This is a genomic window from Billgrantia ethanolica (genome assembly GCF_021404305.1).
GTDB lineage: Bacteria > Pseudomonadota > Gammaproteobacteria > Pseudomonadales > Halomonadaceae > Halomonas > Halomonas ethanolica.
The window spans coordinates 575,163-591,746 of sequence record NZ_JABFTX010000002.1 but is presented as its reverse complement, the minus strand read 5'-3'; the positions used below and the strand labels follow the sequence as shown (position 1 = coordinate 591,746).

The 16,584-nt window shown below is 67.0% G+C and carries 13 protein-coding genes; all 13 read left to right on the top strand.

What is annotated here, in order from left to right; translation table 11 throughout:
* Positions 1–3 precede the first annotated feature (3 nt).
* Positions 4–687, top strand: a complete 684-nt coding sequence (locus tag HOP53_RS11535; protein ID WP_234270175.1) for a hypothetical protein — start codon at positions 4–6, stop codon at positions 685–687.
* Between the two features lie 84 nt (positions 688–771).
* Positions 772–1,698, top strand: coding sequence for a LysO family transporter (locus HOP53_RS11530; RefSeq protein WP_234270174.1), 927 nt, complete (start codon positions 772–774; stop codon positions 1,696–1,698).
* A 168-nt stretch (positions 1,699–1,866) separates the two neighbouring features.
* A complete protein-coding gene (locus HOP53_RS11525) occupies positions 1,867–3,132 on the top strand; it encodes an ABC transporter substrate-binding protein (protein WP_234270173.1) in 1,266 nt (421 codons plus the stop codon).
* A 19-nt stretch (positions 3,133–3,151) separates the two neighbouring features.
* Positions 3,152–4,129: a carbohydrate ABC transporter permease gene (locus tag HOP53_RS11520; RefSeq protein WP_234270172.1), complete on the top strand. Its 978-nt coding sequence runs from the start codon at positions 3,152–3,154 to the stop codon at positions 4,127–4,129.
* Positions 4,129–4,971: a carbohydrate ABC transporter permease gene (locus HOP53_RS11515; RefSeq protein WP_234270171.1), complete on the top strand. Its 843-nt coding sequence runs from the start codon at positions 4,129–4,131 to the stop codon at positions 4,969–4,971. The genes HOP53_RS11520 and HOP53_RS11515 overlap by 1 nt, the downstream gene beginning before the upstream one ends.
* Before the next feature lie 22 nt (positions 4,972–4,993).
* Positions 4,994–6,604, top strand: coding sequence for an alpha-glucosidase family protein (locus HOP53_RS11510; RefSeq protein ID WP_234270170.1), 1,611 nt, complete (start codon positions 4,994–4,996; stop codon positions 6,602–6,604).
* Positions 6,605–6,653: 49 nt separating this feature from the next.
* Positions 6,654–7,760 (top strand): ABC transporter ATP-binding protein, encoded by a 1,107-nt coding sequence (locus tag HOP53_RS11505; RefSeq protein ID WP_234270169.1) that lies wholly within the window; start codon positions 6,654–6,656, stop codon positions 7,758–7,760.
* Positions 7,761–7,855: 95 nt separating this feature from the next.
* Positions 7,856–8,911, top strand: coding sequence for a LacI family DNA-binding transcriptional regulator (locus tag HOP53_RS11500; RefSeq protein ID WP_234270168.1), 1,056 nt, complete (start codon positions 7,856–7,858; stop codon positions 8,909–8,911).
* A gap of 391 nt (positions 8,912–9,302) precedes the next feature.
* The gene (locus HOP53_RS11495; RefSeq protein ID WP_234270167.1) at positions 9,303–10,556 is read left to right on the top strand and encodes an efflux RND transporter periplasmic adaptor subunit; all 1,254 of its coding nucleotides are present in this window, start codon (positions 9,303–9,305) and stop codon (positions 10,554–10,556) included.
* The gene (locus HOP53_RS11490; RefSeq protein ID WP_234270166.1) at positions 10,553–13,660 is read left to right on the top strand and encodes an efflux RND transporter permease subunit; all 3,108 of its coding nucleotides are present in this window, start codon (positions 10,553–10,555) and stop codon (positions 13,658–13,660) included. Before HOP53_RS11495 ends, HOP53_RS11490 begins: the two co-directional genes overlap by 4 nt.
* Positions 13,657–15,084, top strand: a complete 1,428-nt coding sequence (locus HOP53_RS11485) for an ATP-binding protein (protein WP_234270165.1) — start codon at positions 13,657–13,659, stop codon at positions 15,082–15,084. The genes HOP53_RS11490 and HOP53_RS11485 overlap by 4 nt, the downstream gene beginning before the upstream one ends.
* A 12-nt stretch (positions 15,085–15,096) precedes the next feature.
* Positions 15,097–15,816, top strand: coding sequence for a response regulator (locus HOP53_RS11480; protein WP_234270164.1), 720 nt, complete (start codon positions 15,097–15,099; stop codon positions 15,814–15,816).
* A 120-nt stretch (positions 15,817–15,936) separates the two neighbouring features.
* Entirely contained in the window at positions 15,937–16,581 is a 645-nt protein-coding gene (locus HOP53_RS11475; RefSeq protein ID WP_234270163.1) for a hypothetical protein, read from the top strand.
* The last annotated feature ends 3 nt before the right edge of the window (positions 16,582–16,584 follow it).

The window sequence follows — 16,584 nt, the reverse complement described above, 5'->3', positions numbered from 1 at the left end:
GCCATGAATCGACCCTCACGAGCCCTGGCTCGTCTGACTCTCTCCTTACTGCTGCTGGCCTGGCTTCCGGCCAAGGCCGTGGCGGCCGCGGCCCAGCACGACGCGCAACTGCAGCCGTTCAGCGCCAGTTACCGCCTGGAAGTGAGAGGCTGGCCCAACGCCACCATCGAACACCATCTGACCCAGGAGAGCGGCCATTGGCAGAGCCGCATGCAGGCCGCCATCGCCGTGGCCCGAGGCAACGAGCGCAGCCGTTTCATCGTCACGCCCGAGGGCGTACATTCGGTGAACTACGCCAGCGGCTACTCGCTGTTCGGCGTGGGCGGCAACTATCGCCTGGGCAGCAGCGAACTGGCCGAGCTGCCGGATCGCCAGGCCGCTCTGATCGAACTCTCGCGGCGCGCCCTGAACGGCGGCTGCGAAAACGAGACCTGCCGCCTGGTCTATCAGAATCACCGCGGACGCGAGGAGTCCCTCGATTACCGCCTGCTGGGCACCGACGAGCTGAAGCTGCCCGCCGGCGAGTTTCAGGCGCTCAAGGTTGAGGTCAGCGAGCCGGACACGCCAGAGCGCAGAATGGTGTTCCACTTCCACCCCGAGTATCCCGGCCTGCTGCTGGCGGTGGACTACCAGCGCGACGGCGAGCGCCGCAGCCGGCTCACCCTGACCTCACTCAGGACCGACTGAGCACGCGACCCGGCGCCGGGCGCAAAAGCCTGGTAGAGTTGGCGGTTTTCGCCGCTGTGAGCGGCCAGGCTGAAGGAAATCGTCATGCTGTCGGGGCTTTTGATCGTGCTGCTGCCGCTGGTGCTGGGCTATCTGGTGCCGGTGCGAAGCCCCGACGTTCTGGCCGTCATCAATCGCGGCGTCAGCGCCTCGGTCTACGTCATCCTGCTGTTGATGGGTATCAGCCTGGCGGGACTCGATGAGCTGGGCCGCGAGCTGTCTCGCATGGGCGGACAGGCACTGACGCTGTTCACGGTTATCACCGCCTGCAACCTGCTGGCGCTGGGGTGGCTGTCGCGTCGTCTGGCTCTGCGCATGGGGCCGTCGCCGGTGGTGGCCGATGCGCCCACCACCAAACTGGCAGCACTGGCCGGCTCCCTGGCCCTGGTGGCGGTGGTGGCGGGCGGCGTGCTGATCGGCCTGGCACTTGCCTGGCTGGGCGGCGATGCCATCTTCCGGCATGCCGAGCTGCTGGCCGAATGGGTGCTCTATGTGCTGCTGGCGTTGATCGGCTGCCAGTTGCGCAACTCCGGCATGCCGCTGCGCCAGATTCTGCTCAACCGCCATGGCCTGGCCATCGCCATGACCCTGGCCGTGAGCTCCCTCATCGGCGGCTTGCTCGCCGCTCCCCTGCTGTCGCTTAGCTGGAATGAGGGCCTGGCGCTGGCATCGGGTTTCGGCTGGTATTCGCTCTCGGCGATACTGGTCGGCGATCAGCTCGGCCCCGTGTTCGGCGGGGTGGCCTTCTTCAACGACCTCAGCCGCGAGCTGCTGGCCTTCATCCTCATTCCGCTGTTCATCAAACGCCACGCTCCCCTCGCCATCGGCTACGGCGGTGCTACCTCCATGGACTTCACCCTACCGGTGATCCAGCAGCACGGCGGCGTGGCCTGCGTGCCCATCGCCGTGGTCAGCGGCTTCATCCTCTCGCTGCTGTCACCGCCGCTGATTCTGTTCTTCCTCTCGCTGTAAGTCGCGGAAGCTATGCTCAGGAAGCAATGGCAAGCGCCAGGCCAGCTCTTAGCCCAAAGTCTAGGTTGAACTCTCCAGGCAGAAACGGCTAACTGAGCGCCGAACGATCTTAATCGTTTAAGACCATTCAGCCGCCATCGATAACAACAAGCCGACAAGGACACCTTCATGCACAAGAAGACGTTGCTCTCCACCCTCGTCGTCGCCGGAGCCGCCAGCCTCAGCCACGCCCAGGCCGCCGATCTGACCATCTCATGCGGTGCCGTGGGCGCCGAACTGCAGCTCTGCCAGCAGGGCGTACGGGCCTGGGAAGAGAAGACCGGTCACAGCGTCGACGTGGTCTCGACGCCCAACTCCTCCACCGAACGCCTGTCGCTCTATCAGCAGATCCTCTCCGCCAACTCCACCGACATCGACATCATGCAGATCGATGTCGTATGGCCGGGCCTGCTCGCCAACCACCTGCTCGACCTGCGCGAAGTGCTGGGCGACGATGCCGGCGAAGGGCACTTCTCCGCCATCGTCGAGAACAACACCATCGACGACCGCCTGGTGGCGATGCCCTGGTTCACCGATGCTGGCGTGCTCTACTACCGCGCCGATCTGCTCGAGCAGTACGGCTTCGAGGCGCCGGAAACCTGGGAAGAACTGACCGAGATCGCCCGCGAGATCCAGAACGCCGAGCGTGAGGCAGGCAACGGCCGCATGCACGGCTTCGTCTTTCAGGGCCGCGCCTACGAGGGGCTGACCTGCAACGCCCTGGAGTGGGTGGCAAGCCACGGTGGCGGCACCATCGTCGACCAGGACGGCGAGATCACCATCAACAACCCGCAAGCCGCCGCGGCACTGGATCTTGCCGCCTCCTGGATCGGCGACATCTCGCCCAACGGCGTCCTCAACTACACCGAGGAAGAGGCTCGCGGCGTGTTCCAGGGCGGCAATGCCGTGTTCATGCGCAACTGGCCCTATGCCTGGGCGCTGGCCCAGAGCGAGGGCAGCGAAGTACGTGGCAAGGTGGGCGTGACCCAACTGCCCTACAGCGGCGAGGGCAGCACCGCCGCCACCCTGGGCGGCTGGAACCTGGCGGTATCGCGCTACAGCGAGAACCCCGAGCTCGCCGCCGAGCTGGTGGCCTTCCTGGCCGGTAACGAGGAGCAGAAGCGCCGTGCCATCGAGGGGGCCTACAACCCTACGCTGGAGTCGCTGTATCAGGATGACGAAGTGCTCGAGGCAGTGCCCTTCTTCGGCGAGCTCTACGAGACCTTCGTCAACGCCGTGGCGCGCCCGTCGGCCCCCACCGGCGACGCCTATGGCCGCGTCAGCAACGCCTTCTTCAGTGCCACTCACGACGTACTCTCCGGTAACCGCAGCGGCGAGCAGGCGATGAGCGACCTGGATCACGAGCTGGCCCGTCTCAAGCGCCGCAACTGGTAACCCCCTTCAGGAGCCCGCCATGTCGACTCCCGTGACCGAAAGCGCGCCGATCCCGGCGCGCCCCCTACCGGCAAGCTATCGCAGTACCAAGGTGAGGCGGCAGCGTGTGCGCGCCGCCTGGCTGTTCCTGGCGCCGATGCTGGTGACCCTGGCCATGGTGGCCGGCTGGCCGCTGCTGCGCACCTTCTACTTCAGCTTCACCGACGCCTCGCTGTCGGACATGAGCGATACCCTGTTCATCGGGCTGGAGAATTACCTGGTCTACGATGACGGCCGCTGGTTCGGTGTGCTCGCCGATCCCATCTGGTGGCGGGCGGTATGGAACACCGTCTACTTCTCGGTGGTTTCGGTGTCGCTGGAGGTGGTGTTCGGCGTCATCGTCGCCCTGGTGCTCAACGCCGAGTTCAAGGGCCGCACCCTGGTGCGCGCCGCGGTGCTGATCCCCTGGGCGATTCCCACCATCGTCTCGGCACAGATGTGGGCGTGGATGCTCAATGACCAGTTCGGCATCATCAATCACCTGCTGATGGCGTTCGGCATCATCGCCAGCCCCATCGCCTGGACCGCCGACGCCAACTACTCCATGTGGGCGGTGATCATGGTCGACGTGTGGAAGACCACGCCCTTCGTCGCCCTGCTGGTGCTGGCGGCACTGCAGATGCTGCCCAAGGACTGCTACGAAGCCGCCGAAGTCGACGGCATCCACCCGGTCAAGGTGTTCTTCCGCGTCACCCTGCCGCTGATCACCCCGGCGCTGATGGTAGCGGTGATCTTCCGCCTGCTCGACGCGCTGCGCGTGTTCGACGTGATCTACGTGCTCACCTCCAACTCCACCAGCACCATGTCGATGTCGATCTATGCCCGTCAGCAACTGGTGGAGTTCCAGGACGTAGGCTACGGCAGTGCCGCTTCCACCCTGCTGTTCCTGATCATCGCCCTGGCGACCATCGCCTATCTCTATCTGGGCCGCAAGCAACTGCAACTGGGAGGTGACTAATGACCTCACGCCAGCTTTCAAAATTCGCAGCGCGTGCCGGCTTCTGGCTGCTGGTGGCCTTGATCGTGGTGATCGCAGTATTCCCGTTCTACTACGCCATCAAGACCTCCTTCACGCCCTCCAGCGACCTGTTCCGGGTCGAGCTGTGGCCGACCCGGGCAACGCTTGCCAACTACGTGCAGATCTTCTCGCAGCGCAGCTTCCTGCAGGCGATCTTCAACTCGGTGCTGGTCGCCACCAGCGTGGTATTCATCGCCCTGCTGCTGGGTATCACCGCCTCCTACGCCCTGGGGCGGGTACGCTTTCGCGGCCGCACCTCGGTACTGCTGATCATCCTCGGCGTGTCGATGTTCCCGCAGGTGGCGGTGCTCTCGGGCCTGTTCGAGGTGATCCGCGCACTCAACCTCTACAACAACCCGGGCGGGCTGATCCTGAGCTACACCATCTTCACCCTGCCCTTCACCGTGTGGGTGCTGACGACATTCATGCGCCAGCTGCCCCTGGAACTCGAGGAGGCCGCGATCATGGACGGCGCCACGCCCTGGGTGACCATCACCAAGGTGTTCCTGCCGCTGATGTGGCCGGCCATGGCGACCACCGGGCTGCTCGCCTTCATTGCCGCCTGGAACGAATTCCTGTTCGCCCTGACCTTCACCCTGACCGACAGCCAGCGCACGGTGCCGGTGGCCATCGCCCTGCTCTCCGGCGGCAGCGCCTACGAGCTGCCCTGGGCGCCGATCATGGCCGCTTCGGTGGTGGTGACGGTACCGCTGGTGGTGCTGGTGATCATCTTCCAGCGGCGCATCGTCTCGGGACTGACGGCCGGTGCGGTGAAAGGGTAAACCCATGCATCAAGGAAACCCCATGCAAGACAACACCTTCTGGTGGCGCGGCGGCGTCATCTACCAGATCTACCCGCGCAGCTTCATGGACAGCAACGGCGACGGCGTCGGCGACCTGCCCGGCATCACCGAGCGGCTCGACTACGTCGCCTCGCTGGGCGTGGACGGCATCTGGCTGTCGCCCTTCTTCACCTCGCCGATGCGCGACTTCGGCTACGACATCAGCGACTACCGCGACGTCGACCCGCTGTTCGGCACCCTGGCGGACTTCAAGGCCCTGCTGGAGCGCGCCCATGCCCTCGGCCTCAAGCTGATCATCGACCAGGTGATCAGCCACACCTCGGACCAGCACCCCTGGTTCCAGGAGAGCCGCATGAATCGCGACAACCCGCGTGCCGACTGGTACGTGTGGGCCGACCCCAATCCGGACGGCACCGCGCCCAACAACTGGCTGTCGATCTTCGGCGGGCCGGCCTGGACCTTCGACAGCCGGCGTCAGCAGTACTACCTGCATAACTTCCTGTCGAGCCAGCCGGACCTCAACTTCCACAACCCCGAGGTGCGCGCCGCCCAGCTCGACAACATGCGCTTCTGGCTGGAGCTGGGGGTCGACGGCTTCCGCCTCGATACGGTCAACTTCTACTTCCACGACCAGCATCTGCGCAGCAATCCGGCGCTGACCATCGACGCCACCCGTACGCTGGGCGCGCCCAAGGAGAATCCCTATACCTGGCAGCGTCACATCTACGACATCAGCCGCCCCGAGAACGTCGAGTTCCTGCGCGAGCTGCGGGCGCTGATGGACGAGTACCCCGGCACCACCACGGTGGGCGAGATCGGTGACGACACGCCGCTGGAGCGCATGGCCGAGTACACCTCGGGCGGCGACAAGCTGCACATGGCCTATACCTTCGACCTGCTCAACGCACCGCGCTCGCCGGACTACATTCGCGGCGTGCTCGAGCGCTTCCAGCAGTTCGCCGGCGATGCCTGGCCGTGCTGGGCACTGTCCAATCACGACGTGGTGCGCAGCGCCACCCGCTGGGGCAGTGCGGAGTGCGCCATCGCCTACCCCCGCGTGGCGCTGGCCCTGCTCTTCTCGCTGCGCGGCAGCGTCTGCCTGTACCAGGGCGAGGAGCTCGGCCTGCCCGAGGCCGAGGTGCCCTTCGAGCGCATTCAGGACCCCTACGGCCTGCCGCTGTGGCCCGACTTCAAGGGCCGCGACGGCTGCCGCACGCCGATGCCCTGGGACGATACCCCGCTGGCCGGTTTCTCTGACGTGGAGCCGTGGCTGCCGGTGGCCGAGCCGCACCTGGCCATGTCGGTGGCGCGCCAGCAGGACGAGCCGGACTCGATGCTCAACGCCACCCGTCGCCTGCTGCGCTTCCGCCATCAGCATCCGGCCCTGTTCGACGGCGACATGGAGCTGCTCGACCTGGGCGAAGCGCTGGTCGCCTTCACCCGTCAGCGCGGTGGTGACAGGCTGCTGTGCGTCTTCAACCTCACCGGCCAGCCCCACAGCGCGACGCTGCCCGAGGTGCGCGAGGCGCTGCAGGAGCACGGCTTCCAGTACGAGGTGAGCGGCGGCAAGTTGCATTTGCCACCGTACCAAGCCGCCTACTTCCGGCTCTAGATGGTTCTGAAAACAACGACCGGCCGTATAGCGGCCGAGGATGGATCGAATGGCAAGCGTCACCCTCGATAAAATCAACAAGGTCTTCGGCAGCACGCACATCATCAAGGATGTGGACCTGGCGATCGGTGAAGGCGAATTCGTGGTCTTCGTCGGCCCCTCGGGCTGCGGCAAGTCCACCCTGCTGCGCCTGATCGCCGGGCTGGAGTCGATCACCGACGGCGAGCTCTCCATCGGCAATCAGGTGGTCAACGAGCTGCCGCCGCGGGAGCGCGGCGTGGGCATGGTGTTCCAGTCCTACGCGCTCTACCCGCACATGACCGTATACGAGAACATGGCCTTTGGCCTCAAGCTGGCCAAGACCGCCAAGGAAACCGTACACGAGCGGGTGATGGCGACGGCGCGCATCCTGCAGCTCGAGGAGCTGCTCGAGCGCAAGCCCAAGGCGCTCTCCGGCGGCCAGCGCCAGCGCGTGGCCATGGGCCGCGCCATGGCCCGGGAGCCGCGCATCCTGCTGTTCGACGAGCCGCTCTCGAACCTTGACGCCTCGCTGCGGGTACAAATGCGCAACGAGATCGCCCGCCTGCACAAGCGCCTCGGCTCAACCATGGTCTACGTCACTCACGACCAGGTCGAGGCGATGACCCTGGCAGACAAGATCGTGGTGCTCAATGGCGGTCGCGTGGAGCAGGTGGGCAGCCCTCAGGAGCTCTATCAGCGCCCGGCGACCAAGTTCGTGGCTGGCTTCATCGGCTCACCGACGATGAACTTCCTGCCCGCGCGACTGATCGGCGCCGATGCCACCGGCTGCCGGGTCGGCGCCACCGGGCTGAGCGAGCTTACGCTGCCCCAGGATGCCTCGGGCCATGCCCAGGGAGAGGAATTGACGCTGGGCATTCGCCCCGAACACCTGCGCCTGACCCAGGCCCAGGGCAGCGAGGGCTTCGAGATCGTCAACGTCGAATACCTGGGCAACGAGGTCTACGTCTATCTCGAGCCCAAGGAGGGCGAGACCCTGCTGATCCAGCGCGGCGAAGCCCCCACGGCGTGGCGGGTCGGACAGCGCGTTACGCTGGTCCCCGACCCCGAGCACGTTCACCTGTTCGACGCCGGTGGCCAGGCACTCTCGGTCACGGCCGCACGCGCCGTGGCCTGAGACCATGGTAGCGCTCCAAAAATCAACGGCGAGACTGTCCCGGCCACGGCCGGGGCGGTATGCTGGGCGCCGTACTCATTAGCAGGAAAATAATCGTGTCGCCACCGGCCCGACGCATCACTCTCAAGGATCTGGCCCGCGAGCTCGGCGTCTCCACCGCCACCATATCCAATGCCTTCAACCGACCCGATCAGCTCTCGCCCAGTCTGCGCGAGCGTATCCTCGCCGAGGCCAAGCGGCTGGGTTATCGCGGCCCCGACGCCAAGGCGCGCAGCCTGCGCACCGGGCGTTCACGCATCATTGCGGTGATTCTGGCCGAGAGTCTAACCTACAGCCTCAACGATGCCGTCTCCAGCGAGTTTCTTTCCGGTGTGGCAGAGGTGCTCGACAGCCAGGGGCATACCCTGCTGCTGCTCTCCGCTCGGCAGGTCAATTGCCAGCTGACTGACTCGGCGAGCATGGCCGACGGCTTCATCGTCTACGGCCTGATGCCCTCCGACGAGCTGTTCGACTCGCTGCCCCTCCACGCTGCCCTGGTGGCGGTCGACTTCAACGTGGCGGGACATCCCTCGGTGCACGTGGACAATGAGCCAGCCTGCTTCGAGATCGTCGATCACGCGCTGACGGTCGCCCCTCGCAAGCGACCGGCCATCGTCAACTTGCGCCTCACCCGTGAACCCTGCAACGGCCGCATCACTGCCGGGCATACCCTGCTGCCGGCCGATCTCACCATCACCCGCTCACGACTGGCCGGCTTTCGTGGCGCCCTGGAAAAACACGGCTTCGATCCCGAGCGGATCCCGATGTGGAACGTGGAGGAGAATACCTTCGAGGTGTGCGCTCCGGTGATCGAGGAGATTCTCGATCTGCCCGATGCCGAGCGTCCCGACCTTCTGCTGTGCATGTCGGACCGTATCGCCCTGACCGCCCTGACCCTGGCCGAGCAGCGCGGCCTGCGCATTCCCGACGACCTGTGTCTGACCGGCTTCGACGGTATCGCCGAAGGCCAGTACCGGGCGCCACGGCTGACCACGGTGCGCCAGGAGAGCAGCGAGAAGGGACGCCTGGCGGCGCGCATGATCCTGGGCCTGGAGCCGAGCCACTCACGCCTGCTGACGACCGAAATGATACTCGGCGAGACCTGCCCCTAAGGGAACCACTGCACAAATGCCTGCGCGAGCGAATCGCTGCGTTGCGCGGTGCCGAAGCGTCGGACCGTCGGAATCCTCACATATACCCCATATGCTCCGGTTGACTCGAAACCTTCGGTTTCTCGCCCCTTCGGGGCCAGCCTACGGCTGTTTGTCGCTTCGCTCGGTACTGCGCTCCGTGCGCCTTGCGACCCACAGGGATGTGGGAAGTGCGTTGGTTCGTCGGGAACGAACCTAGCCGCTTCATCTCGCTCGCCGACTTGTTCAGCGCTTCCTAGGAGCTGGTCATTAAATAGCGGGCTCGCTTGCACGTTGCTTGCACACTTCATGACCATTGGCTGCATCGCCTTGCGAGATGCTGCATGGGCCCACCCTTCGCCGCGAGCCCACGATGCCAGCCTCCCCTCTGCTCTCCCTGTCTACTCCCGGTCGCGCCTGCCACCGTCAACGGGGGCGCCTGTCCTTGGGCGCTCTGCTGGCCGTGCTGGTGCTGGCGACAGGCGCGGCCGGGGCCTGGTGGCTGGTCTCGCAGCCGCCCCGCATCGAGCGTCGGGCACCGGTCGAGGCGCCAGCCCCGCTGGTGGATACCGTGCTGGCACAGCGTCAGGCGGCGGCACCGTCGCTGCACGGCTTCGGCCGGGTGATCGCCGAGCGCGAGGCGCACCTGGCCAGCCGCGTGAGCGGCGAGCTGCTCGAATTCACTGACGAAGCGCTGCCGGGCCGGGTGGTAGAGGCCGGCAGCGTGCTGGCACGACTCGACGACGCCGACTTGCGGCTGGCTCTGCGCGAGGCCGAGGCCGCGGTGGCCCAGGCCGAGGCGGCACTGGCCATGGAGCGCGGCGAGCAGCAGCGCGCCGAGACGGAGTATCGCAGCTTCGGTCGCGAGCTTTCCGCCGAGCGCCGCGCGCTGGTGCTGCGCCAGCCGCAGCTGCGTCAGGCCGAGGCCGAAGTGGAGCGCGCCCGTGCCGCCCGCGACCGGGCACGGCTGGAGTTGGAGCGGGCCACCCTCACCGCCCCCTGGCGCGGGATGGTGCAATCCCGCCTGCTGGGCAGCGGCAGCATGGTGAACAACGGCACCGAGCTGCTGCATCTGGTCGACGTCTCACGCTTCTGGATTCGCGTTTCGCTGCCCGGCGAAGCGCTGGACTGGCTGTACGCCGCCGACGCCAACGGGCCGGGCAGCGCCGTGACGCTCTCGACACGGACCTGGTCCGACGGCGAGACCCGCCACGGCAAGGTGATCGCGATTCTGCCGGCGCTGGAAGAACAGGGCCTGCAGGCCCAGCTGCTGGTGGCGGTCGACGACCCGCTGGGCCTCGATAGCGGTGCGGCGGCCCTGCGCCTGGGCGACGTGGTGCGCCTGGAGTTCGAGGCGCGCCCGCAGGACGACCTGTTCGTGCTGCCTGCCGCCGCTCTGCGCCCGGGCGACGAGCTGTGGCTGCTCGACGAGGAGGAGCGTCTGCGTCGGCGCACGGTGAGCGTGATCCATCGCGGTGAGACGCGAGTACTGATCGCCGATGGCCTCGAGGATGGCGAACGCGTGGTCACCTCGCAGTTGGGCCAGCCACGCACGGGCATGCGCCTGCGCTCGCGAATCGCCGACAGCGAACGCCCTGCCGGTGAGCGTCGGGAGTCCCGCTCATGATGCGCAGTGGTCCCATCGCCTGGATGGTCAATCACGGCGTCGCTCCCAACCTGCTGATGGTGCTGCTGATCGTCGGTGGCCTGCTGGCGTCGATGACGATCAAGAAGGAAGTGTTCCCCGAGTTCGAGCTGGAGATCGTCCACGTGGCGATCGGCTACCCCGGCGCCACTCCAGAGGAAGTGGAGCGCAGCCTGCTGCTGCCCATGGAGGCAGCCCTGGCCGACGTCGACGGCATCGACGAGATGACCGCCACCGCCAACGAGGGCGCCGGGCGTGTCTCCCTGTCCCTGATCGACGGGGTCGACGTGATGCGCGCCTATCAGGACATCCAGCAGGCGATCAATGCCATCACCAACCTGCCCGCCGCCGCCGACCCGCCGCGCTTCAGCCTTGCCGGTCGTGCGCGCAGCGTGATGAGCCTGCAGGTGCATGGCTGGGTCGACGACCGGCTGCTGCACGACGTGGCCGAGGATCTGCGCGCCGAGCTGCAAGCCGCCTCCGGTGTCTCGCGGGTGGAGCTGGCGGGCAATCGCGAGCGCGAGGTGCAGATCCTGCTCGACGAAGAAGCGATGCGCCGGCATGGCCTCGACCATCGCGGACTGGCCTCGCGCATCGCCGACGAGGCGCTGGATCTCGCCAGCGGCCGGCTGGCCACCGCCGAGGGCGAATGGCTGATCCGCTACCAGGGACGCCGCGACGAGGCCCGCGAGTTCGCCGAGCTGCCGCTGATCGGCACCACCGACGGCGGCCAGCTGCGCCTGGGGGATATCGCCCGAGTGGTGGACGGCTTTGCCGAAACCGACCGCGAGGTGCTTTACAACGGCGCTCCTGCGCTAAGCCTCGACGTCTACCAGATCGGCAACCAGACCCCCATCGGCATTTCTGACGCCGTGCACGCCCAGCTCGAGCGACTGCGCGCCGGCCTGCCAGAAGGGGTCTATCTGAGCGTGTCCCAGGACACTTCGGAGATCTACCGCGACCGCCTCGACCTGCTGCTGAAGAACGCCTGGCTGGGCCTGGCCCTGGTGCTGGTACTGATGGCGCTGTTCCTCGAGGCGCGCCTGGCGTTCTGGGTCACCCTGGGCATTCCCACCGCCTTCCTCGGCGCCATGCTGTTCCTACCGTGGCTGGGCGTGTCGATCAATATGATGTCGATGTTTGCCTTCATCATCGCACTGGGCATCGTCGTCGACGACGCCATCATGGTGGGCGAAAACATCCACAGCTATCGCGAGCAGGGCCACTCGCTGCGCGAAGCCGCCGTGCGTGGCGCCCGCGAGATGGCGGTGCCGATCTCCTTCGCCATCCTCTCCAACATCGTCGCCTTCATGCCGCTGCTGTTCCTGCCGGGCTTCCTGGGCATGATCTTCGCCGTCATCCCGGTGGTGGTGGTCACGGTGTTCCTGGTGTCGTGGCTGGAAGCGCTGTTCATCCTGCCCGCGCACCTGGCCCATCGCGCCGGGGGCCGCGAGCCAGCGCCCTGGCTCAGGCCGCTGGACCGCCTGCGCCGTACCCTGCAGAACGGCCTGACGCATTTCACCCAGCAGCGCTTCGAGCCGTTCCTGCAGCAGGCCCTGAATCAGCGCCTGCTCACCGTGAGCCTGGCCGTCGCCGTGCTGGCCCTGGCCATCGCCTGGAGCATGAGCGGTCGCATGGGCTTCTCGCTGATGCCGCGGGTAGAGTCCGACCGGGTTCAGGCCACGGTGACCCTGCCGGTGGGCAGCCCCATGGCCGACGATCGCCGCATTCGCGATCAGCTGCTCGATGCCGCCATGGCGCTGAGCGAACGCGACGATGGACCGCGCTTCGCCGCCAGCCGCGCCCAGATCGATGGCGACCGTCTGAACGTGCGCCTGACCATCGAGCGCGACACCCTCGACGCCTGGCCGCCGTCGCGAGTCGCGCGGGAGTGGCGCGAAGAGGCCGGCGACATCATGGGCGCCCAGGCGGTGCGCTTCGAGTCGGATTTCGGCGGCCCGGGCGCCGGCGCCGGCCTCACCCTGCGCCTCTCCCACCCCGACAGCCGCGCGCTGGAAGCCGCCACCACCCGGCTGGCCGACGAACTGGCTGAATTCGAAAGCCTGACCGACATCGACAGCGGTCTGGCCGACGGCAAGCCGCAGCTCGAACTGCGCCTGGCGCCGGAAGGCCGGGCGCTGGGTCTCACCGGCGCCGACCTGGCCGCGCAGCTGCGCGGCCCGCTGCAGGGCGTCACCGCCATCGAGCAGTTCGTCGGGCGCCACGAGATCAGCGTGGCGGTGCGCCTGCCGAGCGAGGAGCGCGACAGTCTGGGCCACCTCCACCAGTTGCCGATTCGCACGCCGGATGGCCAGGTGGTGCCGCTTGCGCGCATTGCCGAGATCCACCTCGGCCGTGCGGCGACTACCCTTCAGCGCGTCGACGGCAGGCGCCAGATCAGCGTCACCGCCGATACCGAAAGCGACGCGCAGATCAACCAGGTGGTGGCTACACTGCAGACGGACGTGTTTCCCGCTCTGCAGGCGGCCTGGCCGGGGCTCGAGCTGACGTTGGGCGGCCGCCAGCAGGAGACCGCCGAGAACGTCTCGGCTCTCACCCAGGCCACCTGGCTGACACTGATCGCGCTTTATGCGCTGCTGGCGATCCCGTTTCGCAGCTACCTGCAGCCGCTGCTGGTACTGGCAGCGATCCCCTTCGGCGTGATCGGCGCCATGGCCGGCCATGCCATCATGGGCTTCGGCCTCTCGGTGATCAGCCTGATGGGCATGCTGGCGCTCTCGGGCGTCGTGATCAACGACGCCCTGGTGCTGATCGACTACGCCAACCGGCGCCGGCGCGAAGGCTTCGGCGCCCGCGAGGCGATCGTCGCCGCGGCGACCCGGCGCCTGCGTCCGATCATGATGACCACCCTGACCACCTTCCTGGGGCTTGCCCCGATGATCTTCGAGACCTCACGCCAGGCCCGCTTCATGATTCCCATGGCCATCTCGCTGGGCTTCGGCATGCTGTTCGCCACCGTGATCCTGCTGGTACTGGTACCCTGTCTCTATCTGATGCTGGAGGGATTGCGCGAGCGATGGGGACGCCTGACCACTACCGTGACCACTCAGGAGACGACCCGATGAGGCCGCGCCTGTTCCGCGCCCCGTTCTCGCATCTGGGCGTCAAGCTGTTCGTCATCATTCTGTCGGTCAACGTGGCGATCGCCGGGCTGGTGTTCCTGTCAGTGTCGCGCAGCCTCGACCGGGGTTTTCTCGAGTATCTCGAGACCACCCAGACCCAGCGTGCCGAAACCCTGGCCGAGGGGCTGGGTCAGGAGTGGGCGCGCCGTGGCGGCTGGCAGTGGCTGCGCGACTCGCCGCCGGCCTGGGAGCGGCTGGTGCGCCAGCAACTGTGGCCGGGCGAGCGCCAGCCGCCCCACGGCATCGAGCGCCGCCTGGGCGATGCGCGCGACTTCGTGCTGCACGATGCCGAGGGCCTGCCGGTGATCGGCCTGCCCCCGGACGACCAGGAAATGGCTTCGGAACTCCACTGGCTACCGATCGAGTACCGCGGCCAGCGGGTCGGCACCCTGGGCTATCGCCCGCCGCAGCAGCTAATGGCGCGCATGGACCGCATCTTCCTTTCCCGCCAGCAGCGCAACCTGGGCATCATCGTCGCCTCCCTCGGCCTGGCCTCGCTGCTGCTGGCCGGCGGGCTGGCCTGGTGGCTGGGCCGGCGCACTCGCAGCATGGCGCTGGCCACACGCAGCCTGATCGAAGGCGACTACAGCGCCCGCCTGCCGGAGCGTGGCCGCGACGAACTCTCGCGGCTGGCCCGCGACTTCAACATGCTGGCCGCCACCCTGGAGGCCAGCCGCGAGGCGCGCACGCGCTGGGTGTCGGACATCGCCCACGAACTGCGCACGCCGCTGGCGGTGCTGCGTGGCGAGATCGAGGCCATGCAGGACGGCATCCGTCCCTTCAATGAAGACAACCTTCACTCGCTGTCTCAGGAGGTAGGCCAGCTCGAGCGCCTGGTGGCCGACCTGCGCCTGCTCTCCCAGAGCGATGCCGGCGCCCTCGAGGTGCAGCTGGCACCGCTCGACCTGGCAGCCAGCCTGGCCTCGCGCCTCGAGGAAGCCGGCGGCTGGCTCGGGGATTGCGGCATGACGCTCACCACCTCGATCCAGGGCCCGGCCTGGATCCGCGGCGACACCCGGCGCCTGCGCCAGCTGTGGACCAACCTGCTCGACAACAGCTGTGCCTACACCACCTCGCCGGGCCGGTTGGACGTCAGCCTGACCCAGGATAGCGAGCGAGTGCGGGTGATCTGGCAGGACAGCCCGCCCGGCGTACCCGAGGCATCGCTGGAGCGACTCACCGAACGCCTCTACCGGGTCGAGGGCTCGCGCAGTCGCGCCAGCGGTGGCAGCGGGCTGGGACTCTCCATCGCCAGCGCGCTGGTCAAGAGCCACGGCGGCACCATGCAGGCCTCGCCCTCACCACTGGGTGGGTTATGCTGGACCCTCGAATTTCCCGCTCTGGTGGCCGATGAGCGAACCCCATGAGGAATAGCGCCCATGCATGACTTCGACGCCCCGCGCGACACTCTGCTGATCGTCGAGGACGAACCCAAGATCGCCCGTCTGGTAGCCGACTACCTGGAGGGCAGCGGCTTTGCCACCCGCCACATCGACCATGGCGACCAGGTGCTGCCATGGCTGAATGAGCAAGCCGGCGAGGAACGGCTGCCCGCTCTGGTACTGCTCGATCTGATGCTGCCTGGCACCGACGGCCTCACCCTGTGCCGCGAGATTCGCCAGCGCTGGCCCGGCATTGCCATCATCATGCTCACGGCGCGGGTCGAGGAGGTCGATCGCCTGCTGGGCCTGGAGCTCGGCGCCGACGACTACATCTGCAAGCCCTTCAGCCCGCGGGAGGTGGTGGCCCGGGTCAAGGCGGTGCTGCGGCGCAGCCAGGCGCTTCGCGACCCCGCTGCGGCCGGCGGCAGTCAGCTCTTGCTCGACGACGAAGGCTGGCGCGCGCTGGCCGATGGCCAGGACCTGGGGCTCACCGCGGTGGAGTATCAACTGCTCAAGGTGATGATGCAGGCCCCCGGGCGCATCTTCACCCGCGACCAGCTGATGGATCGCATGTACCGCGATCATCGCATCGTCTCCGAGCGCACCGTGGACAGTCACGTCAAGAAGCTCAGGCGCAAGATCGCCGACATCTGGCCCGAGCGCGAGATCATCCGCTCGGTCTATGGAGTGGGCTACAAATACCAACCCGAGGAGTAAAGAGGCTCATTTGTCCCGTATCGGCATCCGAACCCATACTCATTGCACGTTTTGTGCAACTTGGTTGCACAGGGCCGTACGACACTGCAAGCATCCACTCAACGTGAAGGAGTCACTCGCATGCGCCGTACCATTACCCGAAACATGCTGATGCCCGCCCTGCTCGCCGTCGCCATCGCCCCCATGTCGCTGGCCGCGGTGGCCGCTCCCGGACAGGGCGAAGGCGGCTGGCACGAGCAGCGCCACGAGCGCTTCCAGGAGCGCCGTCAGGCCCTGTTCGAGCGCGCCGGGCTCGACGAGGAGACCCGCAGCGCCCTGGAAGAGGCTCACAATGAGCACATGCAGGCGCTGCGCGAGCTGCACGAGCAGCACCGCGAGCGCATGGACGAGCTCCTCGACGAGGAGCAGCGTGAAGCCTTGCGCGAGGCTAAGCGCGAGATGCGCCAGGAGCACCGCGCCGAGCGTGGCGGTGAGCGTCGTCAGAGCATGCAGCAGCGCCTGACCACCCTGGTCGACAGCTGGGAGCTTTCCGACGAAGAGCGCGAGCGGCTGACCGAACTGCGCGAATCCCTGTATGCCGATATGCAGGAACTGCGCGATCAGGAGTTCGACTCCCGCGAGGAGCGTCGCGAGGCGTGGCAGGAACTGCGCGATGAGCATCACGAGGCCCTCTCGGAAGTGCTCACCGAAGAGCAGATCGACGCCCTCAAGGCCTTCATGCAGCAGGGCAAGCACAAAGGCCACAAACATCACGGCCGCGGCTGATCG